Annotated in this window: 21 protein-coding genes; 13 read left to right on the top strand and 8 right to left on the bottom strand. The window is 64.0% G+C overall.

Translation table 11 applies throughout. The annotated features are described in order from the left end of the window. Positions 1-58: 58 nt before the first annotated feature. On the bottom strand, positions 59-1447 hold the full coding sequence (locus AX729_RS06405) for an AIDA repeat-containing protein (RefSeq protein WP_061021220.1): 1389 nt from the start codon (positions 1445-1447) through the stop codon (positions 59-61). Positions 1448-1672: 225 nt separating this feature from the next. Beyond that, positions 1673-2278, bottom strand: coding sequence for a transglutaminase-like cysteine peptidase (locus AX729_RS06410; protein ID WP_061021267.1), 606 nt, complete (start codon positions 2276-2278; stop codon positions 1673-1675). A 364-nt stretch (positions 2279-2642) separates the two neighbouring features. Between AX729_RS06410 and AX729_RS06415 the strand changes: the two genes are divergently transcribed. Continuing rightward, positions 2643-3179 carry a prepilin peptidase gene (locus tag AX729_RS06415; protein ID WP_245325076.1) on the top strand — a complete coding sequence of 179 codons (537 nt, stop codon included), beginning with the start codon at positions 2643-2645 and terminating at the stop codon, positions 3177-3179. 9 nt (positions 3180-3188) lie between these two features. Here AX729_RS06415 and AX729_RS06420 read toward each other — a convergent pair whose 3' ends face one another. Both AX729_RS06420 and gspD read right to left on the bottom strand, forming a co-directional pair. Further along, positions 3189-3683, bottom strand: coding sequence for a tetratricopeptide repeat protein (locus tag AX729_RS06420; protein WP_061021269.1), 495 nt, complete (start codon positions 3681-3683; stop codon positions 3189-3191). Between the two features lie 34 nt (positions 3684-3717). Then, on the bottom strand, positions 3718-6066 hold the full coding sequence (gene gspD / locus AX729_RS06425) for a type II secretion system secretin GspD (RefSeq protein ID WP_156456759.1): 2349 nt from the start codon (positions 6064-6066) through the stop codon (positions 3718-3720). 316 nt (positions 6067-6382) lie between these two features. Here gspD and AX729_RS06430 point away from each other — a divergent pair, with 316 nt between their 5' ends. Genes AX729_RS06430 through gspM form a run of 9 tightly spaced genes read left to right on the top strand, consistent with a single transcriptional unit; the run spans position 6383 to position 13828 of the window. After that, positions 6383-8062, top strand: coding sequence for a GspE/PulE family protein (locus AX729_RS06430; RefSeq protein ID WP_082770357.1), 1680 nt, complete (start codon positions 6383-6385; stop codon positions 8060-8062). Between the two features lie 4 nt (positions 8063-8066). After that, positions 8067-9275, top strand: a complete 1209-nt coding sequence (locus tag AX729_RS06435) for a type II secretion system F family protein (RefSeq protein ID WP_061021222.1) — start codon at positions 8067-8069, stop codon at positions 9273-9275. 16 nt (positions 9276-9291) lie between these two features. Beyond that, positions 9292-9762, top strand: coding sequence for a type II secretion system major pseudopilin GspG (gene gspG / locus AX729_RS06440; protein ID WP_061021223.1), 471 nt, complete (start codon positions 9292-9294; stop codon positions 9760-9762). Next, positions 9707-10213, top strand: coding sequence for a prepilin-type N-terminal cleavage/methylation domain-containing protein (locus tag AX729_RS06445; RefSeq protein WP_061021224.1), 507 nt, complete (start codon positions 9707-9709; stop codon positions 10211-10213). The genes gspG and AX729_RS06445 overlap by 56 nt, the downstream gene beginning before the upstream one ends. Next, a complete protein-coding gene (locus AX729_RS06450) occupies positions 10191-10598 on the top strand; it encodes a type II secretion system protein (RefSeq protein WP_061021225.1) in 408 nt (135 codons plus the stop codon). The genes AX729_RS06445 and AX729_RS06450 overlap by 23 nt, the downstream gene beginning before the upstream one ends. Positions 10599-10606: 8 nt before the next feature. Next, on the top strand, positions 10607-11269 hold the full coding sequence (locus AX729_RS06455; protein WP_245325078.1) for a PulJ/GspJ family protein: 663 nt from the start codon (positions 10607-10609) through the stop codon (positions 11267-11269). Continuing rightward, on the top strand, positions 11269-12216 hold the full coding sequence (locus tag AX729_RS06460; RefSeq protein WP_061021275.1) for a type II secretion system minor pseudopilin: 948 nt from the start codon (positions 11269-11271) through the stop codon (positions 12214-12216). The genes AX729_RS06455 and AX729_RS06460 overlap by 1 nt, the downstream gene beginning before the upstream one ends. Further along, complete coding sequence (locus AX729_RS06465; RefSeq protein WP_063817218.1) at positions 12213-13280, top strand: PilN domain-containing protein; 1068 nt, start codon at positions 12213-12215, stop codon at positions 13278-13280. The genes AX729_RS06460 and AX729_RS06465 overlap by 4 nt, the downstream gene beginning before the upstream one ends. Further along, on the top strand, positions 13277-13828 hold the full coding sequence (gspM, locus tag AX729_RS06470) for a type II secretion system protein GspM (protein WP_061021231.1): 552 nt from the start codon (positions 13277-13279) through the stop codon (positions 13826-13828). Before AX729_RS06465 ends, gspM begins: the two co-directional genes overlap by 4 nt. 6 nt (positions 13829-13834) lie before the next feature. Here gspM and AX729_RS06475 read toward each other — a convergent pair whose 3' ends face one another. After that, positions 13835-15040: an O-antigen ligase family protein gene (locus AX729_RS06475; protein ID WP_156456760.1), complete on the bottom strand. Its 1206-nt coding sequence runs from the start codon at positions 15038-15040 to the stop codon at positions 13835-13837. Beyond that, entirely contained in the window at positions 15031-17433 is a 2403-nt protein-coding gene (locus tag AX729_RS06480) for a tetratricopeptide repeat protein (protein WP_063817219.1), read from the bottom strand. Before AX729_RS06480 ends, AX729_RS06475 begins: the two co-directional genes overlap by 10 nt. Before the next feature lie 230 nt (positions 17434-17663). Between AX729_RS06480 and AX729_RS06485 the strand changes: the two genes are divergently transcribed. Further along, entirely contained in the window at positions 17664-18353 is a 690-nt protein-coding gene (locus AX729_RS06485) for an FkbM family methyltransferase (protein ID WP_245325081.1), read from the top strand. Positions 18354-18387: 34 nt separating this feature from the next. Next, positions 18388-19326 (top strand): class I SAM-dependent methyltransferase, encoded by a 939-nt coding sequence (locus AX729_RS06490; protein ID WP_061021238.1) that lies wholly within the window; start codon positions 18388-18390, stop codon positions 19324-19326. Positions 19327-19332: 6 nt separating this feature from the next. Here AX729_RS06490 and AX729_RS06495 read toward each other — a convergent pair whose 3' ends face one another. Then, positions 19333-20262: a glycosyltransferase family 2 protein gene (locus AX729_RS06495; RefSeq protein WP_061021240.1), complete on the bottom strand. Its 930-nt coding sequence runs from the start codon at positions 20260-20262 to the stop codon at positions 19333-19335. 206 nt (positions 20263-20468) lie between these two features. Here AX729_RS06495 and AX729_RS06500 point away from each other — a divergent pair, with 206 nt between their 5' ends. Further along, positions 20469-21833 carry an MATE family efflux transporter gene (locus AX729_RS06500; RefSeq protein WP_156456761.1) on the top strand — a complete coding sequence of 455 codons (1365 nt, stop codon included), beginning with the start codon at positions 20469-20471 and terminating at the stop codon, positions 21831-21833. 3 nt (positions 21834-21836) lie between these two features. Here AX729_RS06500 and AX729_RS06505 read toward each other — a convergent pair whose 3' ends face one another. Then, positions 21837-23231 carry a WcaI family glycosyltransferase gene (locus AX729_RS06505; protein ID WP_063817220.1) on the bottom strand — a complete coding sequence of 465 codons (1395 nt, stop codon included), beginning with the start codon at positions 23229-23231 and terminating at the stop codon, positions 21837-21839. Positions 23232-23402 lie beyond the last annotated feature (171 nt).

The raw sequence follows: 23402 nt of genomic DNA on the forward strand, positions 1-23402 counted from the left end.
GGAGTCAACAGCATGGGCCATACCGGGAGTGCCCCGATACGGCCCGCGACGTTAGCGCTCAGCTCTGCGCGTGCACAAGTTGAGTGTTCTGAGCGTCGGAGCCCTGAGGGGTGATCCCGTCCTGGCCGGATTCCGGAACCAGCGTGCTGGAGAATTGCGTCAGCAGGGCCAGCGAGATCGCGGTGCCGCCCTGACCGTCGGACGTCACGTTGATCTCGGTATTGGCCTGGACGCCCGAGAACAGATAGCTGAACGATCCGCCACTCGTGTTCAGTGTCAGGTTGGCGCCGTCAAAGGCGTAAGACGACACCACCAGATTGCGGAAGTCGATGAGATCCCCGACCTCGAAGTTCGCGACGGTACCGGTCAGGCCCGATGCGTCTTCGAGATAGAGTTTCGAGGCTGTACCGGCGAAGTCCACGCCGTTCTGAACGCCGCCGGCATAGATGTAGCCGATGCCTCCCGCCAGATGCGTGTTGCTGGCCGAGCCCGCCACGTCGAACTCGCCGCTGGTGACGACCGCGCCGGATGCCGTTCCCGCCACGAAGACGTAGCCGCCGTTCACGCTGGTCGCGGTAGCGGAGCCGCCCACGTCGATGTATTGCAAGCCACCCGCGTTCACGATCGTCCCGCTGGCTGTTGCGCCCGCGCCGATGTACTCGTTGCCACCGGCAAGCACCACCGTGTCGGTCGAGTTCCCCGTCGCCAGAACCTGCAAGCTCCCGCCGACCTGGCTGCCTTGCACTGTTCCGCTATTGACCTGCTGGAAGCCGCCGGCCTGTACGATCGTGGTGATTGCCGTGCCGCTGAGCACGACGTGCTGGATGCCGCCGCTCATGACAACGGTGTTGTTGGTCGTGCCGGCAACCTGCTGAACGCCGCCGCCGAAAACGATGGTATCGTTGCCGGTGCCCAGAACGTACTGGTAGCCGCCATTGTTGATCTGCGTGCCGTTCGATGTGCCGTTCTCGCCGACATACTGCAAGCCAGCGGACGAGATGATGGTGCTGTAGGTCGTCCCGCCGGCTGCAACGAAATCGTTGCCGCCGCTGACGATCACGGTGGAGTAGGTCACGCCGCCGACATGGACCTGACGGGAGCCCGCCAAGGTCGTTCCAGTGACCGTGGCGTTCATGACATCCTGGTAGCCGCCCGCACTGACGGTGACGTCGCTTGCCGTGCCGCCATAGACGTGCTGGATGCCACCGTTCGAGATCACGGCGCCGTTGGCGGTACCATAGGTGAGCTGGACTCCCCCGACGATCGTCGAGTTGTTGGCCGTGCCGCCGGCCTCGACCACGATGCTGCTGCCCGTGCCGACAGCCGTCGCCCCGGATACGACGCCGCCGTTGGCGACATCGAGGGTTCCCGGGGCGACGATGATGTAGGTGGTGGTGGTGGAAGAGGAAACTGTCGTCGTGCCGCTCGCTACAAATTCGGTTGTCATATATGCCTCTGAGTGAGAGCCAATGGGTTGAACGCGATATAAGTACAATTCGATGAGTGAATCATTCCATGGCTAATGATATATTTATATCATTGCGGACAAATGGTGTTATTGTGGCGGCGGGCGTGCGACGACAGGGCGCATCCCCGGAGGCGTTCGTGCCGCCTCCGCCCTGTTCGTCTTGAAGAGTTTGAGGTCTGCCGGCGGCGATGCCGGCCAGGTCGATCAGCGCTCGGTGGGCGCGATCGCCGGTTTGGGCTGTTCGGTCCCGAAGGAGACCCAGACGTTGGGGTCGGAGGCGCTTTGACGGGATAGATAGCGATAGTTCGTCTCGTACCAGAACAGGATTTCCGGCGTCTGATTGTCCAGGATCATCTCACCGCGGTCGGTGCGGACCGTCAGAACGGCGTGGCGTCCTCGGCCGGGGCCGGGCTCTTCGACCGTCGTGATCAGGAGCGAACCCTGCGGCCAGCCCGCTCTCGCGAGCAGTTTGCGCTTGAGCAGAGCGAAATCCTCGCAGTCGCCACGATCAAGCGGGAGGGTCCAGCGTTCGGCCTTGCCGTAAAGTGCGTCGTCGCTGGTCCAAACCACCCGATCATTGACGTACTTGTTGACTGCATAGAGCTCCTGCAGCTTCTCGGGCGTGAGCACCACGTCGCGGACCTGATCCGTGCCTGGACGGCATTCATCGGCGTTCTCGGCGCAGAACTGCTGCCATCCGGCCGGTGGCTTCGTCGCGGCGCCGATGGCCGCGAACAGGGCAGGGCGAGCGAGGAAGGCATGTGCCGGCTGCAAAGTAAGGCCGGCTGCAACCATGCCGGCGATCGCCAAGACCTCCAGTCGCCCCTTCTTGCTCATGCTCCACCCGCCGATGCCTTGCAGGAAGAAGCTGGCAGAAAGAGCTGGAGAGCCGGCTAAGCCATTATCTAAAATTGAATCGAACCCGCAGGTTCGGTCATAGCCGCATCGATCTCCAGGTGACTATCGTTAACATTCACGCAGACGTCACATGGAGGCAGGAGGTCCTCGGCTAACGTGAGGGGACGGACGTGGCTTGCTTGAGGATGCTGTGATGAGAGGTGGATCGTCAGGGGAGGCTGAGGTCGGCCAGGCCGCTGATGTAGCAGCTCCGTGCATGCCCGATCGCGGCGCCTGGCTCCGATGGGGAGGTCAGGTCTGCGGCGGGGTCGGTCCCTTGCTCCTCGGTCTGGGCGTCTTCGGCATAGTTGCAAGCGTGTCGGTGGGGGAGGGCGCTGCGGGCGTTTTCGGCGCAGGGTTGGCGCTTCTGATGCTGGCGATCGCCATGATCGACGCGAGGATGTTTCTGATCCCCGATCAACTCAATGCCGCGGGCGTTGCGCTCGGAATTGTCAACGCCGCAATCCTCGGGCACGGCGATGTGACATGGCCCGCTGAAGCGATCCTGAGGGCGCTGGCCGTCGCGGCCGCTTTTTGGGGCCTGCGCGCCGCCTATCTTCGGCTGCGGCGACGGAATGGCATCGGGCTCGGCGACGTCAAGCTGGCGGCCGTTGCCGGCGCGTGGCTCGACTGGTCTGTCTTGCCGATTGCAGTCGAACTCGCCGCGTTGTCGGCCCTGGCGGCTTTTGGTCTCAGGCGCCTGATGCTGGGCCGGAATGCTCCCAGGAATGACCGGTTGCCGTTCGGGTTGTTCTTCGCGCCCGCGATCTGGATCGGCTGGCTGCTGCAGACGGCGCTGTGGACTGTCGGCTGATTGGCGGGATCAGAAGGCCGAGTCTTGCGGCCAGCGCAACGCGTGCCATTGGCCGGCGGCGATCTGGCCCCGGCTCATCTTGGACGCGACGGCGTTGCGCAGTTTGGCGAAGTTCTCGCGCATCCGTTTCGGGGCATGAGCGGCCGCAAGGTTGAGCCATTTGTAGGCGGCGACCTCGTCCTGGGGAACGCCCTGACCCTTGTCGTAGGCCAGACCGAGCAGATATTGCGAGGTTACGTCGCCTTTCTCGGCCGCAAGCCTGTACCAGTAGGTGGCGGCATCGTGGGCCTGCGGAAGCCCTTGCCCGGTCGCGTACATGAAGCCCACCATGCCTTGCGCGCGAGCGCTGCCGCGCTCGGCCTGCGGCAGGAGAAGCCGTGCGGCCGTGTTGTAGTCGCCTCGGTTGAAGGCATTCGTCCCGGCGCCGAGCGCATCGGCGCGGGCCATGCCTGTCCCGCAGAGGCCGACCAGGACGACGGCTCCAAGCGTGCGGCACCTGATCATGTGGAGCGCTCCTGCGGCGTGGCTCATAAGCCGGTCAGCGATAGGTGGTCGGCGCGCTCTGCGTCGGTCCGATCGCGTTGATCGTGCCGCGCAGCTTGGTGCGCAGTTCCTCGGCGACGAAATGGGCGTCGGCGCCGTCGCGGATGATCTGGGGCCGGATGAAGATGATCAGCTCGGTCCGCTTGACCTGCTTGTCGGTCTGGCCGAACACGACTTCGCCGAGCCCCGGAATCTGGTCCAGTCCGGGGATGCCGGCGCGCGCCTTGGTTTGCGTGTCGCTGATGAGGCCTGCCAGCAGGACCGTCTGTCCGCTGGCGACAGCGACCGAGCTGCGCACCTTCCGCGTCGAGACGGTCGGCGTCAACGAATTGGTCGAGCTCGACGAGGAGCCGGAAGAATTGCTGACGGGATTCGATATCTCCTGCTCGACATCGAGGCGGACATTGCCGTTTGCATTGATCCGCGGCACGACGCGAAGGATGATGCCGGTGCTGCGATAGTCCGTGGTATTGGCAATGGTGTTGCTGCCGGTCAGCACCGTCGCGCTCCCGGTCTGGATCGGGATCTCGTCGCCCACCTGCAGGGTCGCGATCTGATTGTCGATCACGACGACCGAGGGGTTCGACAGCACCTTGACGTCGGTAATGCTGTGCAGCGCATTGAGCACCGCCCGCGGCGTCCGCGCCGAGCCGACCAGGAAGTTGAACCCCGGAATGGCGCGCTGGAGCACGACGTCGGCGGCCGCCGCGGCGACCGATGTCGCGCCATTGTAGCCGAACGAGCCGGTATCGGGTTTGAGGCCGAGATCCTTGCTCATGATGTACGACTGGACGCCATACTGAAGCTGGTCCGTCAGCGTCACTTCGGCGATGGTGGCATCGATCGCGACCTGCAGCTGGGGTTGATCGATCTCGCGAATGGTCTGCTCGATGATGCGGTACTGTTCCTGGCTCGCATAGATCAACAGCGTGTTGTTCACGCTGTCGGCGGTAATGCGAACGCCGTCGAGCACGTTGCCGGCCCCCGCGCCGCGTCCCGAATTCTGCCCGGAGCCGGCATTGTCGAACAGGCTGGTGCCGCCTTGTGTGGTCGATGATCCGCCATAGGCCTGCTGGCCGCTCGCGGACGCATCCGTCGCGGCGCTGTTTGCCGAGCGTCCGCCCGCACTGGACCCGAATCCGCCGCTCGTCTGGTTGGGTGACGCCGAGAGCCGGCTCAGTGCCGATCCGCCGCTCGAGCTCGCCGCGATGCCGGAGCCAGGTGCAATCTGCCCGCTCGCGCCATCAAGCGGCGAGGTCGACGAACCTGCTGACCCGCCCGCACCGAAGACGTCGTTCAGCACGCGCGCGATCTGCTTGGAATCGCCGAACTTGACGCGGTAGACGTGAACGGCGGAGCGGCCGGTATTGGTGGTGTCGAGGCGTCGAATCCACGTCTCCACGCGTTTCAGCAGCTCCGGCCGCCGTGTCACCGCGAGCACCGCGTTCATCCTGGTGATGGACTGGAACTTGATGAGGTTCTGCGTCATGCCGCCTTCGCCGGAATCGACGATTTTCTCCAGCTCGGCGATGATCGGACCCGGATTGCTGTTCTGCACGGGAAAGACGCCGACCGATTGCCCCTTGAGGAAGTCGGCGTCGAAGCTGAGCACGAGGTCCACCGCATTGCGGCGCTCGCTGCCCGAGCCCTGGATCAGGATCAGGTTGCGGCCGGTGTCGGCACGGATCATTCCCTGCTTCGCGGCAAAGCTCTCCACCAGCTTGATGACGGTCTGGGCCGAGACGTATTGCAGCGGTACGACGGTGATGCCGTAGCCTGGCGTCATGCGATCGGACGCGTCCGCGGTCCCGGCTCCCACCGCATCCGCCTGCGGCATCAGCCGGTAGCCGGTGTCGTCCCGGACCAGCGCGATGCCGCCGATCCTCAGCGCGTTCTCGAGTGCGAAGACGACGTCGGATTTCGGAATCGGACGACCGGACGACAGGCTGATATTGCCCTGGACGCGCGGATCGATGACATAGCCGACGCCGAGAATGTCTCCGAGCACGACCTTGGCGACCGAAGCAATCGGTGAATTGTCGAAGTTCAGCTCGAACCTTTCGGTGCTGACGCCGGCTTTCTGCGATGACGTCGCGACGGGCGCGTCCTCGCCGGAGGCGCCGGTATAGATCGCGGTCTTGGCCCGGGGGCCGGTCGACAGCTCACGCTGCGGTAGCTGGTTCGGATAGCGCGGCAACAGGTCGACGGAGCGGACCTTGTCGAACACGTCCGGGTCCTTGGCATCGGCATCCGCAACGCCGCTCACCGTGTTGCATGATCCCAGCAGCACGCAGACGAAGGCGCACTGGACGACCAAGCCGATCCGGATTGCTGTTCGGCTCACTGTCTGCCTCACTCACGCACTGCCCACTGGTTTTCTCGTTGCGGCGGGCGAGCCGACCGAGGGCCTGCTTAACCCTCTCCTGTGACATTCATGTGTTATGAATTCTCGGTCGATCGTTATTGTGGATCTCGGCTTATCATATGGCTGGCGAGGCGCAGGAATTCTCCTGCCACGTCAGTGGCTTTGGCTGGGCGGTTCTGATCATGCGAGATGTGGTTATCATGATTGATCATCGCGTCACATTTCCATTCGTAAAAATGAGCTAAACGGCCCGCTCGCCGCTCTGCGGCCATCAGAGTGACTTCGGTAGACGTTCATGGCTTTCCCGGATGCGCGCGAGTTCGCGGCTCGCCTCGGCCAGAGGGCGGGGTTGACGACGGACGTCGATGTGCCCGGAAGCCCGACCAGTCCGCTCGAAGGCGGCCTGCGGCGGCTCTGGGAGGCGAGCGATTTGTCGGCGAGCGAGTTCGCCGACGAGGTTGCCTCGTTTTTCGGCCTTGCGCGCGCGAGCCTGCAGGAAATGATGGCAGCCCAGGCACTGGTCCAGCAGTTCTCTCGGCGATTCCTGCGGGAGATGGCGGTCTTTCCCTGCCAGCCCACCGATGGCCTGCCCGTGCTCGTGCTCGCCGATCCGACGGACCGCGCCTCGGTCCAGGCCGCCGGGATCGTGCTGGGCACAGAACCCGCCGTCAAGGTCGCCTCGTTCGAGGACATCGCCGCCGTGCTCGATCAGCGCCTCGGTGAGGAGGAGCGTGCGAATCCGGGCTCTGCTGCCAACGCGGCCGTCCATGACGACGATATCGACAATCTCCGCGACCTCGCCAGCGGCGCGCCGGTGGTGCGGGCGGTCAACGACATGTTCGAAACGGCGGTCGAACTGCGCGCCAGCGACATCCATATCGAGCCCGGCCGCACCGCTCTGGCGATCCGCATGCGCGTCGACGGACTGCTGCGCAGCGTCCCGACACCGAACGGCATACCGCCGGCCGCCGTAATCTCCCGGATCAAGATCCTGGCAGGCCTCAACATCGCGGAGCGCCGGTTGCCGCAGGATGGCGGCGCGCGGGTCCGAGCCGCGCGTTCCGAAATCGACGTGCGCGTGGCAATCATGCCGACGCAGCACGGCGAGTCCGCGGTCATCCGTCTGCTGCCGCGGGATCGGGCGCTGCTGTCGATCGACAAGCTCGGCTTCCTGCCGGGCGACCAGAGCAAGTTGCGGCGGATGCTGGCGCTCCCGCACGGAATGATCATCGTCACCGGCCCGACCGGCAGCGGCAAGACGACGACGCTCGCGACCGTGCTGTCGCTGCTCAATGAGCCGACACGGAAGATTCTGACGATCGAGGATCCCGTCGAATACGAGATTCCGGGTATTTCACAATCCCAGGCCAAGCCCGCGATCGGTCTGACATTTGCCAACGCCCTGCGGTCTTTCGTACGTCAGGACCCCGACGTCATCATGGTCGGCGAGGTCCGCGACTCCGAAACCGCCCATGTGGCGATCCACGCCGCTCTCACCGGCCATCTGGTGCTGACCACGCTGCACACGGAGACGGCTGCCGCAGCCGTGCCGCGGCTGCTGGATCTCGGCGTCGAGGCGTTCCTGCTGCGCTCGACCCTGCGCGCAGTCATCGCCCAGCGCCTGGTTCGGCAGCTCTGCGACCGTTGCAAGAGCAGTCGGCCGCTGACCCGCGCCGACCTCGACGCCGATCCGCGCTATGCGGCGGTGGGCCTGTCCGTTGGCAACGTCATCTTCGAACCGGTCGGATGCGAGCGCTGCGGCCATGTCGGATATCGCGGCCGCATCGGGGTCTTCGAAGTGCTGGAAATGAACGAGGAAGTCCGCGCGCTTGTCGAGGACCAGTCCGATTGGGAGTCCATCGACAAGGTCGCCATTCGCAACGGAATGACGACCATGATCGAGGATGGACGCGCCAAATGCCTCTCCGGCATGACCTCCGCGGCCGAGATCCTTCGCGTGACGACCGTCAGGTGACGAGATGCCGACCTTCCGTTACCGGGCGCTGACTCAGAAGGGCGAGGTCGTCTCGGGATCGATCGCAGCCGCGAACCGTGCCGAAGTGGCCCAGCGTATCGAGTATCTCGGTCTGGTCGCGATCGATGCCGATCCCGAGATCGAGACAAAGGGATGGTCGCTGTCGGGTGCTCTTTCCAGGCCGGGGCCTGCGGAGGTCACCATATTTACTCGCGATCTCGCCTTGCTGCTGAAGGCGGGCGCCCGGCTCAATGATGCGCTCGAACTGCTTGCCAACGACATGGATGCCGGCCGGCTGCGTCCCGTGATCAGCAGCATCAAGACATCAATTCTGTCCGGCGAGAGCTTTGCCGAGGCCTTGGCACGCGAGCCCGCTTTATTTCCGCCGATGTATGTCGCGCTGGTCAGGGTCGGCGAGATGTCGGGAGGGCTCGACCATATCCTGGAAACCATCGGGACGGAGCGGTCGCGTGCCGAAGCGTTGCGCCGCAAGGTCACCGGTGCCCTGCAATATCCGGCTTTCGTGCTGCTCGCCGCGGGCGGCGTCCTGATCTTCTTCGTCACGTTCGTGCTGCCGCAGTTCTCGGCGGTGCTGCGCGACTTCAATGCCAAGACCGATCCGGTCATCGAAGTGTTCCTCGCGCTTTCGGACATCCTGCGCGGTCACGGACTGGAAATCGGCATCATCGTCGCCATCGCCGTCGTCGGCGGCTGGATGGCGTGGCGCCGCCCGTCGGTGCGGGCCGGCATTGTGACCCAGGTTGCGAGATTGCCCGTCATTTCGACCGTTGTGGAGTTTCATCGCGCGGCGCTGTTCTCGCGCAACCTCGGCATTCTGCTCGGCAGCGGCGTGACGCTGACGGCGACGCTTCGCATCCTGATCGACATCATGACCGAGACCGGCAACGCGCCGGCCTGGTCGGCCATGGCCGATCGCGTGCGACACGGCGGAAGGCTCGCTGAAGCCCTGGCCGCGTCCGCCGTCCTGCCGCCGGTCGCTGTCCGCATGCTGCGGCTTGGCGAGGAGACCGGACAGCTGCCGACGTTGTCGGGGCGGGTCGCCGAATTCTACGAGGAAAAGCTGCAGCGGCAGCTTGATCGCGTCGTCGCCATCATCGGACCTGCGGCGATCATCCTGATCAGCGTCGTGGTCGGCGGTCTGATCGTGTCGGTGATGACGGCGCTGTTGTCTGTGACGCAAGTGGTCGGTTGAGAAGGAGAGGTTAGGCATGATCGGCTTTTTGGGGAAGGTGCCGTGTCCTCTGCCGAGGTGTTCTCGGCGGCGCCGTGGCGAAGAAGGATTCACGCTGGTGGAGATGCTCGTCGTCATCACCATCATCGGCATGATCATGGCGCTGGTCGGCCCGCGCGTGCTGAACTATCTCAGCGACTCCCGGGTCAAGTCGGCCAAGATACAGATCCAGAGCTTCGCCAGTGCGCTCGACCTGTTCTATCTGGATGCCGGACGATTCCCGACCGGTTCAGAAGGCCTCGGCGCGCTCGCGCATCCCGTGAGCGGTATCGCGTCCTGGAATGGGCCCTACCTGAAGGGCGGCAATGTTCCTAACGATCCCTGGGGCAATCCCTATGTCTACAAGCAGCCGGCAGAACGTGCGCCGTATGAAATCCGATCCCTGGGTGCCGATGGTCAGGAAGGCGGTACGGGCACGGCGGCCGATCTCGTCTCGGGGCAGAACTGAAGGCGGCGAGGCCGGTTTCACGCTGCTCGAAATGGTCTGCGTGCTCGCGATCGTCGCAATGCTCGCGGCGGTCGCGTGGCCGCGCTTTCCGTCGCAAACCTCGCGGCCCCGGCTCGAGGCCTATGCAATCGAGGTCGCCGCCCTGCTCAAGGCGGACCGGACTGCCGCGCTGGTGCGCTATGGTGCGGTCAATGCCGTAGTTGACGCGCGCTCGCGGACCGTGAGGTCGGGCTCCGGCCCCTGGGTCGTCCAGGTTCCCCATGACGTGGTGTTCGACGCACTGCTGCCGCAGCGCTGCAACGGCCGCGCCGCGCTCTCGACCATCAGCTTTTTCGCCAGCGGCACCTCATGCGGTGGCACGATCCGCCTGACCCGGCTCGGGAGTGCGGTCGAAGTGCGCGTGAACTGGCTCACCGGAGGAGTCGACATTGTCGCCAAGAACCTGCTCTAGGCACCGCCGAGAGGGTGGCTTCACCCTGATCGAAGCGGTCGTCGCGCTGGCACTGGTAACGGTCGGGTTGGCCGCGATCGGCGCGCTCGTCGCAACCAACTCGCGCGGGGCCTTGAAACTCGATCAGCATGCCGCACTCGCCAATGCTGCTCGCCTCGTGATCGCGACACTGCCGCGCGCTGGTGCTCCCATGCCTGACGACCTCCGGGGTCGTCAGGCCGGCCATCGGTGGCAGATGCGGATTACGCCATTCTTGGACGGCATTTCGCCGGTGCCGGAATCGCAGTTCGTTCCGCAACTCGTCCAGCTGCGCATCCAGGCCCCGGGAGGGGCGGTGGTGTCGTTCGAAACCGTCCGGCTGCTGAGCAGGAGCACGGTGCGATGATCTCTCGGATGCCGCGCCGCGCCGAGGATGGATTCACGCTGTTCGAGGCGCTGGTCGCGCTTGCGCTCATGGGCCTGATCATGGGGGCGTTGGCTTCTGTGACTTCGCAATGGCTGCCGAGCTGGAATCGGGGCATCGTCCGGGCGCAACGCAGCGAAGAGGTCGCCATTGCGCTGGATCGCTTGGCCGCAGATCTGTCGGCCGCAGATTACGTCACGAGGTCGGACAACGTGCCGCTGTTTCGTGGCACTGAGCATTCGGTAACATTCGTCCGGTCCGTGCTCGGTCCAAACAGCCGGCCCGGGTTGGAGATCGTCCGCATATCGGAGATCAACGACAAGGGCGTGCTTACGTTGGTGCGCATGCGCGCACCCTTCGTTCTGCTGCAGCCCGGGGATCCGCGAACGGACCAGATTCAGTTCGTCGATCCGGTCGTGCTGTTGCGGCCGCCTTATCGCGTGAGCTTTGCCTATGCGGACCCCGATGGCAGCTGGGATAGCCGCTGGATCAGTTCCGGCGAATTGCCTGCGGCAGTTCGCTTCGACGTCAGGGACGCACAACGTGGCACGGTGATTTCGGGTGCCGCACGCATTCATGTGGACAGAGCAGCCCCGCGACCGGATCCGTCCGTTCTGCAGGAGGCACCGCGCTCCGGAAACCGGCCGACGTGATGATCATCAGGCGCGCTCGATCGACGGATGTCGTCGCGGCAGAGGACGGATTCATCGTCGTCGTGACCCTTTGGCTGCTTGTCGGATTGGCGGCGCTCGTGACCGTTGCGTCCGTATACATCGCGCAATCGGCCCGGGCGCTCTCGACGCTCGACGCGGCGGCGCAATGGGAGATGCTGAGCTCCGCCGGCGTCGAACTGGCCGCTTACCAGCTGTCGGGGCCTGCCACGGTACGACGCCCGAGCCACGGCCACTTTGCGTTTCGCCTCGCAAATGCGACCGTCCGCGTCGAATACATGTCGGAATCGGCACGCATCAATCTCAACATGGCGCCAGCATCGATGCTCTCTGGCCTGTTCAGGGCGGTCGGCGCATCGACCGAAGCGGCCGACATGTACGCCATGCGCGTCGTCGCCTGGCGCAGTGCGCCGAAACCGGATGGTCAAGACACCGAACTGGCGAGCTACAGGGCGGCGGGCTTGCCCTACGTACCGCGGCAGGCGCCGTTCAGCAGCAGCGACGAATTGTGGCTGGTGCTCGGCCTCCCGACGGCGCTCGTCGAGCGAACCATAGCGTTTGTCACGGTCTGCAGCGGAATGGCGGAGATCAACGTGCTCGATGCCGCACCTGAAGTCGTCGCGGCGCTGCCCAACATGACCTCTGCCAAGCTGGAGGCGTTCCTCAACCAGCGTGCCGAACTGCCACGCGACAATCCGGAATTCGTCATAGGTGCGCTCGGGGGGCGCCAGCCGGGAGCCACGATATCGGCAAGCAACGCCTATCGGGTGCGGATGCACATCACGTTGCAGGACGGCCGCCAACGGATGCCGGAAGCCGTCATCCAGATGTCGGAACCAGGTGATCCAAAAGCCTTCCACGTGTTGGCTTGGACGGACGAGGTCGATCCGGAACGAGCAGGGCGGCCACGGCCGCGGGAGGGCAAATGAGTATTCCCGGTCAGATCGCGACTGCATTGTCTTTGTGGATCGATCGCGTTGCCTGCACGCTGAGTGCGCAGCTCGACCGCGCACGCCACACCAAGCGGATTGCTCTCAGCGAGGACAGCCCTGGCGGGTTTTCGATGAGCGTCGCGAGCCCGGCGAGCAAGGATACGGAACTTTCGGATGTACGCATTCAACTCGCGGACGGCGCGATCCGCGAAGCGATCCCAGAGGCGTGGTCGGCCGCAGTGAAAGGCGCCGTTGTCGATATTGTCCTCCTGCCGTCGCGATTCGTGTTCCGCCCTCTGGAATTGCCGGGGCGCGCCGTCGAATTCCTCGAAGGCATCATTCGCGCCCAGATCGACAGGCTGACACCCTGGACTGCGGACGACGCAGTTTTCCGCTGGACGCAGCCGCAGGCGAAGTCGGAGGACCATGTCGAACTGACGGTCATCGCCACGGCGCGGAAGGCCGTGATGGCATTGTCCCAGTCCTTCATCGACATGGGGGCCGCGGCAGTGGAGATTTCGACGCTTGCCGCTGGGAACGAACGCGTGATGGTCCTCAGGCACAGCGTCGATGGCGGAAATGGTGCAGTTCGTATCCGACGGGGACTCATCGCCGTTCTGGGCTCGACGGGCGTGCTCGCCCTGCTATCGGTCGGACTGGGCGGGATCGTGACGGACTCCTATGATGCCGAGCAGCAGCAGATTCAGCGCCGGATCACGGAGATGCGGGTGACTGCGCGCGGCAATCAGGCTTCGGGTAACACCGCGCTCGAATTGCTGGCCCGTCGCAAGCAGACTGTGCCGTCGGCAGTGATGGTGCTGGAGGAGTTGTCGGCACTTCTGCCCGACCATACGCACGCGACCGAGCTGCGGCTCGAAGGCGCAAAGCTGCAGATCAGCGGAATGACCGCTGATGCCGCCTCGCTGATCCAGGTGCTGGAGCAGTCACCGCGTCTGGCCGGTGCCGGCTTCTTCGCACCGACCACCCGCGCGGCCGGCGAAGCTGGCGAACGGTTTCACATCGAGGCCAGGATCAAGCCGCAGTTCGGGCCGGGCACATGATGAATATGCCGAAACTTGAAGCGTATCTCGCCCGCTATCCGGTTGCCGCCGTGGCGGCCTATGTCGCGCTGGTCCTGCTGTTCGTCTTCACGACGGTGCAGACGACCATTGAGATCCTGGGTAGCCGTGACGCCGCGGTATCGAGCGCTGAGATCCTGCAGACCCTCGAATCCCGTCATCAGGTGCCTCGCACCAAGGCGCGCAGCGACGCCGGTGTCCCCACGGGATCGCCGTTTCTCGAAGGACAGACGGCGTCGGTGGCGAGCTCCATCCTGCTCCAGCGCGTGCTTGCGGCGACCAGGCGCGTCAGCGGCAATACGCTGTCATCGCAGGTCGACATTCAGGGCCCACAGGCGAAATCGGGGGTTGTCTCGGCGACCTTCAACATCGAACTCGCGTCGGCATCGCTGCAGACGCTGCTGTATGATCTGGAGGCGGGCATGCCGTTCCTCTTCGTCGACGAACTGGTGGTCCAGCCGGTCTCCGGCAACCCCGAAAGAATGCGTGTCGTCCTCGGCATATCCGCCCAGCGGCGGTCTCCGAAGTGACAGGGCTCAGGTCCGGTGACCGCCCAGCGTCGATCCGGGTCGAAACAGCAGCAGCAACACCGACATCCCGAACGCATCTCCCAGACTGAGGAGTTGCGGCTGAAAGAAGGCCCCGAAGCCGAGTGCGAGCAGACCTGCGAAATGCGCCGAGGCAAAGCGCCGCTGCCCAGCCGTTCTGCCGCCGGACCGCATGGCTTCGACGCCGGCGCGGCCAACGGTCCATCCGAAGAGGAACATGATCAAGCCGCCGCCGATGACGCCGAATTCGACCAAGGTCTTGAGATAGCCGTTGTGGCCGGCCTCAAAGGCCAATGCGCGCTTGAAGCCGATGCCAAGCGGATGGTTCGTGATGGTGGAGAGCGCCCCGTACCAGTATTCGTCCCGCCCCGTGAAGCCTGAAGACAGATTCCGGCTTGGATCGTCGAGCGCGAGGATCGCCGCGATGTGGGGCGATAGCGGTATGATCGCCAGCAGCACGAGTCCGAGCGCCGCCAGCTTCCACGGGGTGAGAGACCTGAACGTGAGTTCGTGGGCGGCGAATGCGGTGACGCAGCCGATCATCGCAAAGCGCGAGCTGACCAGCGCCACCATCGCGAAGCAGGCGATCCTGACCAAGATGCTGACGAGGCCGGGACGGAACTGGCTGAGTATGAAGGCCATAAGCAGGGGCGCAGCGAACAGGTTCGGCTGGATGCCGCCCACGTTCCGGTTCTCTGGCAGGCCGAGGATCGCGAGAGCCGAGATGCCGAATACGCAGAAGATCACCGAGGCGTTGCCAAACGCATTCTCGAGGTCCTTCGGCGCGAGCGTCCACATGACCGACAGGGCCAGGGCGGTCAGGACGAGCAGGACAGTGTAATATATTCCGATGAATGTCGCGCGCTCGTCGCCCTGCAGCTGCAGGATCAACGAGAGATAGATGACAACGATGATCGCGGCTTGCGCAAGGTCCAGCCTTCCGAAGCTTGAGGCGAGTTGCAGCGGGCGGGTGAGGGCGATCGTTGCCACGAACAGCACGAGCCCTGCGATCTGACCCAGGAGGACGCCGCCGCCCGAGCCGAAAGCGGTAGGCGCGTCGGCAAAGTCTTCGGTCACGCCGATCATCGGGAAGCACAAAAGTCCGCACCAGGCCCAAAATGCCAGCAGAATCGCAACGGCCGGCCGGCCGCCGGCGACGTATCGGTCCGCCGTCGCACCGAGCGTCATGGACATGACGTCTCACCTGGCAGGCGGATATGGTCGGGCGGCAATCCGGCGCGATAGCGCCGCATGATGGCAGCATAGGCTGTTTCGAGCTGGCGGGTGTATTCGGTCGTATCGTAGAGCGGGGTCCGCAGCCGGTTTACCGCGAGCTTGGCCCTGAGCGCGGCAAGCCGCTGCCGATCGTGAGCGAGCTCGATGGCGAGACGCTCATAGGCCTCGGGCGTTTCGGTGACGAGCTCCGGCAGGCGTATCGCATTCAGGAGGCTGACGCCGACGCGACCGGCAAACGTCTGGCCGCGGCAGGTGAGAACGGGCAGGCAGGCCCAAAGCGCGTCGCTTGCCGTCGTATGGGCGCCATAGGGAAGCGTATCGAGAAAGAGATCTGCGCAACGCTGCCGCGCCAGATGGACGTCTGGCGGCAGGCGACCGGCGAAGACAAGACGCCGCGGGTCGATGCCGCGTCGAGCGGCCGCGGCGCGCAAATTTCCCGCTGCCGCCGAATTGTCCTCGAACAACCATAGCACGCTGCCCTCGACCGCACCGAGGATGCGCATCCACGCGGAGAACGCCTCCGGTGTGATCTTGTAATTGTCGTTGAAGCAGCAGAAGACGAAGGCATCCTCAGGCAGACCGTGGACAGCGCGCGGCCCAACCTCCTCTGCGATGGCCCGGTTGCGATCATTGGGCTGGTAGCTCTCCGGCATCCAGACGATCTTTTCCTGATAGGCCTCCGCTTCGCCTTCGGGAATGACGTGCCGGTCCGCCACGATGTAGTCGATGAACTCCGCTCCCATGGTGCCGGGAAAGCCGAGATAGTTGACCTGGAGCGGAGCAGGGCGTCGGGCGAAAACCCCGGTCCGGGCGTCCTGCGTGAACCCCTTGAGATCGACCAGAATGTCGATCTCAAGGCGGTGTATCATGTCGGCGATTTCCGCGTCCCCGAGTGGCTTGGCGTCGATGAAGCGGTCAAACGCGGATACGACCCGCCGGCGCATCTCCGAACCATCATCCGGGCCGATTGAAATCGCCGTGACTTCGAAGACTTCCCTGTCGTGGTGTTCGAGCACCCCCGCGATCAAATGCGACGTCGCATGCTGATGAAAGTCCGCGGAAAGATAGGCCAGCCGGATTCTGCCCTGATCCCGGCGTTCGTTGCGGCCGGGCAGGCGGCCCGTTCCGGAATGGTGATGCGTCACCCACGAGCGCGCGCATTGCAGCTGTTCGATCGGAGTGGACGGCACGGCGACGAGCATCAAGGGCGACACGAGGCGGGAGTTCCGAACCGCCGATCTCACGGTCTCGCAGCCCGTTTCGAAGTCGGTCCAGTCGCAAAGATGCATCTTGATCCGCAGACACGCTGCTGCGATTTCAGCCTGATCGGGATTCAAGACAATCGCTTTTTCCCAGGCAGCCAACGCCTCCTCGTAGCGCTTCTGCTGATAGCTCACCTGCCCCTTGCCCAGCCACGCTCCTGCAAGCTGCGGATTGCAGGCGATGGCCCGGTCGAAGGAGGCCGATGCGTCGTCGTGCCGCCCGAGAAACAGTGCCGCCGTGCCGCGTCCGACCCACGCCTCGGCGAAACCGGGCTCCGCAGCAATCGCGTTGTCGAATGCTATGACGGCATCGTGCTGCCGGCCGGACCGGAGCAGGGCGTTTCCCTTGCCGCACCAAGCCGATGCAAGTTGCGGTCTCAAGGCCACAGCCTGGTCGTAGGCCGCGGTGGCCTCCTCGATCCGTCCGAGGTCCAGCAACGCATTGCCTCTGCCGACCCAGGCGTCGACCAGATCTGGCCGTATCGCAATGGCGCGGTCATAGGCGGCGAGCGCCTCGCCATGGCGCCGGTTTGCGAAGTGGATCGTTCCGATGTCGAGATGCGCCTCCGCAAAGCGCGGCTGCAGCTCGAGCGCGCGGTGATAGGACGCAAGCGCCTGGTCGTGGTGTCGGCTCTTGGCGAGAGCCGAGCCGAGCATGACGTGCGCCGGGAAATGATGGGGATGATGTTTGATGAGACGCGTCAGCAGCTCGACTGCTTCCTGGAACTGGCCAAGTGCAAGATGGCCGGCCGCGCCGGCATGCAGCAGCGCAAGGCTGGCCGGGGCAAAGGGCAGCGCATGCCGGCACAGATGAACGAGCTCATCATGCTCGCCGGCGCGATGCAGCACGGCCGCATAGTTCTCGATGAAGTCCACATTGGTCGACGCCACCTCGAGGGACTGCTTCATGAGGAGCTTGGCCCGCGCGAGATTTCCGGACGCGGCCTCCGCCACGCCCAGGAAATGCACGGCCTGCAGATTGTGAGGATTTTTCTTGATGATGCGTTCGTAGAGTTTCGCGGCGCCTGCGATATCCCCCATGTTATGAAGGGAAAGCGCCCGGTCCAGGATCTGTGCCTCGTTACGCATCTGGAAAACAGCGTCCGTGTGATGTCGGCCGCCGGGCCGACCCTGTTCCTTATGTCGCCAATTGAACAGGACTGTGACAGCCGACAGCCGCGACCGCTCCGGCCCTGCACCATGACATGGGAATGCCATCGAACGGCAATAACATCATGTGCGTTAGCTACGTTGCATCATGCGTCGTTTCTGTTATGAGCCTGCGCGACGCATTTGGTGGGGAGGCGACCTTGTCGTTGATGTCCAATCGGTATGTCCTGCAACTTCGGCGCGTCGCGCGCGCGGCGGGTGTGCCGCGGATGCTCGGTCGCTTCGCAAAGGACTACGAGAGCCCCTTCTCGAAGCAATTGATGCTGGCCTGCCGCCAGGGCGACGTCGTCTGGGACGTCGGCGCCAATGTCGGGCATTATACGACCAGCTTCTCGGATTGGGTCGGCGTCTCGGGCAAGGTGTTCGCGTTCGAACCCGACGCAGCCAACCTGCCGAGATTGCGTTCGGCCTGCACCGGGCGGCAGAATATCACCATCCTGGGCTGTGGCCTGTCGGAGAAGACGGAGCGCAGCCGCTTCCTGGGCGACGGCGGCGACGGAACGACGTCGCATGTGCTTCGGTCGGGTGAGACCATCCCCGAGGGCGCGATCGAGGTTGAGTTGAGAACTGGCGACGATGTCGTCGGCAGCGGGCAGGCGGATGTCCCTGACCTGATCAAGATCGACGTCGAAGGCCATGAATTGTCGGTTCTGAAGGGATTGCAGGCGACCCTGGCGAACAGGCGCCTGCGCAAGGTGTTCGTCGAGGTGCATTTCGGCGTGCTCGATCGCAGCGGTCGCGCGGATGATCCGAAGCGGATCGAGGACATTCTGAGAGGCAGCGGATTCAAGCTGAGCTGGACCGATGCCTCGCACATTCTGGCCTCCCGGCCGGCGTGATCGCGTATTTTCATTCGTAACCGGAGCCGCCCGCATGCTCGCCCCGCAACAGCCGCTGCAGAAGCCGGACGGCTCGGCCGCTCCCGGGAATTGCCTGTTCTGCCGCCATCCCGGGCCCAGTTACTGGTTCTCGAAGCAATCCAAGCATAACGGTCGCTTCTATCCGCTGTTCTGCTGCTCGAACTGCGGCGGTGCTTTCGCCTTCCCGATTCCAACCGAGCAGGAGCTGTTCGAATTCTATTCGGGCACGCAGAGCGCGCTCGAAGTCAATCTCACCAGCAGCGACGTTGTGCAACACTATGATCAGGCCATTCGGGAAGAGCGCGACTTTCCGAATTCCACGGTCGATGCAAAGAGGATCGCCGACAATCTCCAGCGGCTGGCGCCGGGCCGGAAGGCGCTGGACGTCGGCTGCGGCTATGGATTCTTTTCCAGGGCGCTGGTTCAGGCCGGCTTCGCTGTGGATGCAATCGAGCTCGGAGAAGCATCGCGCAAGATCCATGCTCGCATGAACGGGTTCGAGGCGCGTGCCGAGCCGTTCAATGCCGACTTCGCGAGCCGAAACGCCGGCATCTACGACGCGGTCCTTTTGTCACAGGTGCTCGAGCATCTGCCAATGGATGCCGATCCCGTCGGCAGCCTGAACGTTCTGCTGCGGAAGGGGGGCATCTGCGCGATCGCCATCCCGCATTTCCGCTCCTATCTGTCGATCCTCCAGGGGCGAAACGACATGTTCATCGTGCCGCCCGAGCATTTGAACTTCTTCACTGTGAGAGCGCTGGTCGCAGCCTTCGAAAGCCGTGGCTTCGAGACCGTCAAGTGCGAGACGGTCAGCAGGTTCGACTATCGCAAGTTCAAGAAGAGATTTGGTCCGCTGGCGCCGTTGCCGTCTGTTGCACTTAAGGGATTTCTGGGCCTTTCGACGCGCATGAACAGGGGCATGTTCGTCAACGGGTACTTCAGGAAGGTGTAGACCAGCCTACAGATCAAGCCCGGTCAGGCGACGAAGCTCCGCCCGCAGCTCCGATCGATCATTGATGTGGCCAACCGCCGTTTCGAGCTCAGTCACCTTGGCGCCGACCAGGAACCGGTACCAGAGACCCTGCAGGACGTGATAAACGAGACCCTGCTTGCCGTCGAGAAATCCGAGCTGGAAGATCACGCGATACAGAAAGTAGGAGGGCGCGCTGATCTGATAGGGAATTCGGTTATAGAGCCTTTCCTTGATCCAGCGTTTGAACGCGGCCTGGCGCGAGCCCGGTTTGTCAACGGACGTAGCGGCCTCCCCGCGAAGACCGGTGCGGCTGCTGATGACCTCAATTGCCTCGCGCGTGGCATACTTGTTGTGCTTGTCGGTGAAGTGCGTGAGGTCATTGAGGTTATGGTCGGCGAAGCCGCCGTCGAACGTAATCGTTCGGCCGCCCCAGACGACGACGTGCTCGTCCATCCAGCGGTCCTCCACCCGTCCGTGGCCGCGCCGCCAGATCCTGAGCAGAACCAGGGGATATCGGCCGCCGTGGCGGATCCAGCGGCCGAGGAAGATGTGCTTGCGCTTGAGGTTGACGCCAACCACCTCTTCGTTGAGGCGGGGCAGCTCGTCCCGGATACGCGCAGCGAGGTCAGCTTCGATCACCTCATCGGCATCGAGCCGCATGATCCATGTGGCCGAAATCGGCGCGTTGTCGAGCGCCCATTGGAATTGCTTAGCCTGATTGACGAATTTGTTCTGCAGCACGACCGCGCCGTTGGCGCGGGCCAGCTCGACCGTGCGATCGGTCGAAAAGCTGTCGATGACGATGGTTTCGCTCGCGATCCCGGCAACGGAAGCCAGCGCCCGTGCAATGTGACGTTCCTCGTTGTACGTCAGGATGATGACGGCAAGGCTCGGCAACTCACTGTCCTTCGTCATGCTCTTGCTGCTGATGGTTTGTCATCTGGAGCCTGTTGCCTGATGTAATGTCCCAACCGAACAGGACTGTGACATAAGGCGTGCGCAGCTATGATATCACATGTTTTGTTATTGCTATGTAACAATATAAAACCATACGGTTATGATGCTCCGCTCGGCAGTGGTTAGGTGGTGTGCGCGGACCCTCAGTCCGCTTCGGGAATGTCATGCTTGAAACGAGTGTCGCGGACCCCTCTGGCGAACCAGATCGGGTGATCCCGGGCGCCAGGCCCGGGCCGGCAGAACGGCTGCGCCTCGGCCAGGGCCGATGGCGCCAGATCGCCAATGTCGGTCTGATGGTCGCGGGACTCGCGTTGGGCCAGGGAGCCATCTTCGCCGTCCAGACCGGCCTTTTGGCCGCAGGCGAGTACGAATTGCTCGCCGTCTTCGCCACGCATTACTCCTTTGCCATTCTAGGCATCATCCTCGTCGACGCCGGTGCCAACATCACGCTGGCCCGCGCCGTCGTGCATCTGTCGCCGGGCGGGCTGCCGAACGCAAAGATGTGGCAGGCCTTCGCTGACACCAGCACGATCAGGATGCTGACGGCCCTGATCGTCGGCGCGGCTGCCACGCTCTACGCAGTGGAGATCTCGGACGACCCGCTGGGGCGTTGGTACGTGTTTCTCGCGCTGCCCGGCCTGCTGCTCTGGTCCGTCAACGGCGTCGGTCTGCTCGATGGACTGAGACTGAGCGGGGTCAGCGGGATGACGGGCTCGATCGCCTACGTCGTCAACGCGCTCGGGCTGCTCATGGCCTCCCATCGCTCTCACGAGGCCGCCGGCGCAATCATGGGCGGTGCGTTCTCGCTGGGATATCTCCTGACGCTCTGCGCACAATGGGCGGCCCTGACCTGGAAAGGATGGCATCCCGAGTTCCACATGCCGTCACGCGCAGGGCTGGCAAGGGCGTTCAAGGATGGCATGGCCCTTTCGTTCCAGATCGTGCCGGGCCAGATCAACATGCGGGTCCAACTGGTCTTGAGCGCGGCCTATCTCGGTGCAGAAACCACGGCCGTGTTCGTCTATGCCAAGCAGATCGTCACCGCCGCCACGCAGGTCTTGCAGTTCGTCCTGCGTGTCGAATTTCCGGGGCTCGTCGAGCGACTGGCGAGCGGAGGAAGACAGGGACTCTTCGGCATCATGGGCGCGCAGAAAATGACGCTCGCCTGCGCCGTACTGTTCTCCGTCGGTACGACGCTGCTTGCTGGCGTGGTTGCCATCTGGTCGGACGGCGCGCTGCATCGGACTGCAATCGTCATGGTCGGATTTGCGCCGACCATCCTCACGGTGGCGCTGTTGCAGATGACCTGGCAGTGTCTTGCCGCGGCGGGGGCCTATGCAGCTTCGGCCTGGGCGTTGACGATCGGTGCAGCCGTGGGCGTCGTTGCGAGCTATGGTCTGCTTCCGTTGCTCCACGTATTCGCCTTCGCGGCGGCGGAGGTGATATTGAATTTTGTGACGCTCTATGTCGGATATCGCTTTCTGGAGCGTACGCGCGTGACCTCGCCGGGTTCCCCCGAGCGCACCTGAAACTCAGGGGCGCTCCTTGGCGGACAGGGCGCCACGGTTCGGCCCACGCATGGATTGACGCGAGAATGGCCGGCCAGGCGCATCCGGACGGCGCCGGCTTCCCGTTGAGACGTGCTCGATCGAGCGCATCGATATCGCCGGCTGTTGAACCCGCGGCGCGTGCGAGGGCGCACATTGCGGAAGCGCCATGAACTCGCGCTCCAGCGAGCGCATGATCGAGACCCGGTCCCATTTCTGCTCGGCTCGCCTGCGCGCAACAGCGCCCAATCGGGCGCGGAGCGCGTCATCGGTCGCTAGGGTCAAGAGGGCCCCTGCGAGCGCGTCCGCGTTGCCGGGCTCAATGACGAGGCCTGCGCCCTCGACTTCCGTCGCAAGGCCCGTGCCTGGCTTGGCCATTGCAACGAGCGGGCGGCCCGAGGCCAGCATGCCGGCGAGCTTGGACGGAAGCACAAGATCGGCGATCTCGGCCTTCTGCGGCAGCAGCTGAATGTCGGCCGTGCTGAGCAATTCCGAGACGCGATCGAGCGGCTGAAGATCGAGGAAACGAACGTTACTCAAGCCGTCGGACATCTGCATCAGCGTCGGTTTGGCCGGTCCGTTGCCGCACAACACGAATTTGAGCGACGGATGGACATCCTTCACGGCCGCGGCGGCTCCGACAATTAGCTCCAGCCCCTGCTTGTTCGACATGGCCCCGGAGTAGAGGGCAACGATATCGTCTGCTTCGAGCCGCAACTCGGTCCGGAGCGGCGTCTGGCGGGAGCCGGGTGTAACAATTCCGGTATCGATCCAGTTGCGGAATTCACGCAATCTGCTCGGTGCGATACCCTTGTGCTCGAGCCGCGCCATCATCTGCGGTGAGATGGTCGAGACTCGCTGGAAAGCCTTCAGGATCCAGCGTTCGAAGGCCGCCATGACACGGCGCGCGGCACCGCCGCGCAGCAGGCCGACTTCGAAAGCCGCATCCACTTCGAGATCCTGGACATGGACCCAGGACGCCGCGCCGGCCAAACGTGCGGCAAGAGCGGCGATCGGCGCGGACAGCAAGGAGGGGGCGACCACGAACACGATGTCGGGCCGCCAGAACAATGCCCCCGACAACAGTGGACCGGCGGCCGACACCAGGAAAGATGCATGGTGGAGCAGCCGCCTGACCCCGGACGGTCGTGCCGGTACGTAGATCGGCGCCCTGATCACGTCGACCTCGTTCACGCGTTCACGGACATACCATGAGCGACGATACTCCCGCGGGATGCTCCAATCCGGGTAATAGGGCGGGCCTGTGACAACGCGGACCTCATGGCCCCAAGCGGCCATGCTTTCGCAGAATTCAGTGGTATATTTTGCAACGCCAATCAGATCGGGAGCGTAATTGATCCCTACCACCAAGATCCGCATGACCGCCCTCATTTCCGCGGCCGAAGCGGCTGGCTTCGACCGGCCCTAAAATCCCGGCCTGCCGAGCCGGTTGGGCAATCGGGCATGGCGCCTGCAGGCGGAAACGGTACCCGGTCCGACGTTAGCGTGTTCCCGTCTGCCTCTTGGTGTCTGTGATATCATTTGCCATGT

It is taken from the genome of Bradyrhizobium sp. CCH5-F6, assembly GCF_001556045.1.
Taxonomy (GTDB): domain Bacteria; phylum Pseudomonadota; class Alphaproteobacteria; order Rhizobiales; family Xanthobacteraceae; genus Bradyrhizobium.

What these genes read in the sequence shown, in the direction of transcription:
- AX729_RS06405 (WP_061021220.1), bottom strand. Translation starts at nt 1,447, where the DNA reads ATGACAACCGAATTTGTAGCGAGCGGCACGACGACAGTTTCCTCTTCC.
- AX729_RS06420 (WP_061021269.1), bottom strand. Translation starts at nt 3,683, where the DNA reads ATGATCAGGTGCCGCACGCTTGGAGCCGTCGTCCTGGTCGGCCTCTGC.
- AX729_RS06430 (WP_082770357.1), top strand. Translation starts at nt 6,383, where the DNA reads ATGGCTTTCCCGGATGCGCGCGAGTTCGCGGCTCGCCTCGGCCAGAGG.
- AX729_RS06435 (WP_061021222.1), top strand. Translation starts at nt 8,067, where the DNA reads ATGCCGACCTTCCGTTACCGGGCGCTGACTCAGAAGGGCGAGGTCGTC.
- gspG (WP_061021223.1), top strand. Translation starts at nt 9,292, where the DNA reads ATGATCGGCTTTTTGGGGAAGGTGCCGTGTCCTCTGCCGAGGTGTTCT.
- AX729_RS06445 (WP_061021224.1), top strand. Translation starts at nt 9,707, where the DNA reads ATGGTCAGGAAGGCGGTACGGGCACGGCGGCCGATCTCGTCTCGGGGC.
- AX729_RS06455 (WP_245325078.1), top strand. Translation starts at nt 10,607, where the DNA reads ATGCCGCGCCGCGCCGAGGATGGATTCACGCTGTTCGAGGCGCTGGTC.
- AX729_RS06460 (WP_061021275.1), top strand. Translation starts at nt 11,269, where the DNA reads ATGATCATCAGGCGCGCTCGATCGACGGATGTCGTCGCGGCAGAGGAC.
- AX729_RS06465 (WP_063817218.1), top strand. Translation starts at nt 12,213, where the DNA reads ATGAGTATTCCCGGTCAGATCGCGACTGCATTGTCTTTGTGGATCGAT.
- gspM (WP_061021231.1), top strand. Translation starts at nt 13,277, where the DNA reads ATGATGAATATGCCGAAACTTGAAGCGTATCTCGCCCGCTATCCGGTT.
- AX729_RS06475 (WP_156456760.1), bottom strand. Translation starts at nt 15,040, where the DNA reads ATGTCCATGACGCTCGGTGCGACGGCGGACCGATACGTCGCCGGCGGC.
- AX729_RS06480 (WP_063817219.1), bottom strand. Translation starts at nt 17,433, where the DNA reads ATGCGTAACGAGGCACAGATCCTGGACCGGGCGCTTTCCCTTCATAAC.
- AX729_RS06485 (WP_245325081.1), top strand. Translation starts at nt 17,664, where the DNA reads ATGTCCAATCGGTATGTCCTGCAACTTCGGCGCGTCGCGCGCGCGGCG.
- AX729_RS06490 (WP_061021238.1), top strand. Translation starts at nt 18,388, where the DNA reads ATGCTCGCCCCGCAACAGCCGCTGCAGAAGCCGGACGGCTCGGCCGCT.
- AX729_RS06495 (WP_061021240.1), bottom strand. Translation starts at nt 20,262, where the DNA reads ATGACGAAGGACAGTGAGTTGCCGAGCCTTGCCGTCATCATCCTGACG.
- AX729_RS06500 (WP_156456761.1), top strand. Translation starts at nt 20,469, where the DNA reads ATGCTTGAAACGAGTGTCGCGGACCCCTCTGGCGAACCAGATCGGGTG.
- AX729_RS06505 (WP_063817220.1), bottom strand. Translation starts at nt 23,231, where the DNA reads ATGCGGATCTTGGTGGTAGGGATCAATTACGCTCCCGATCTGATTGGC.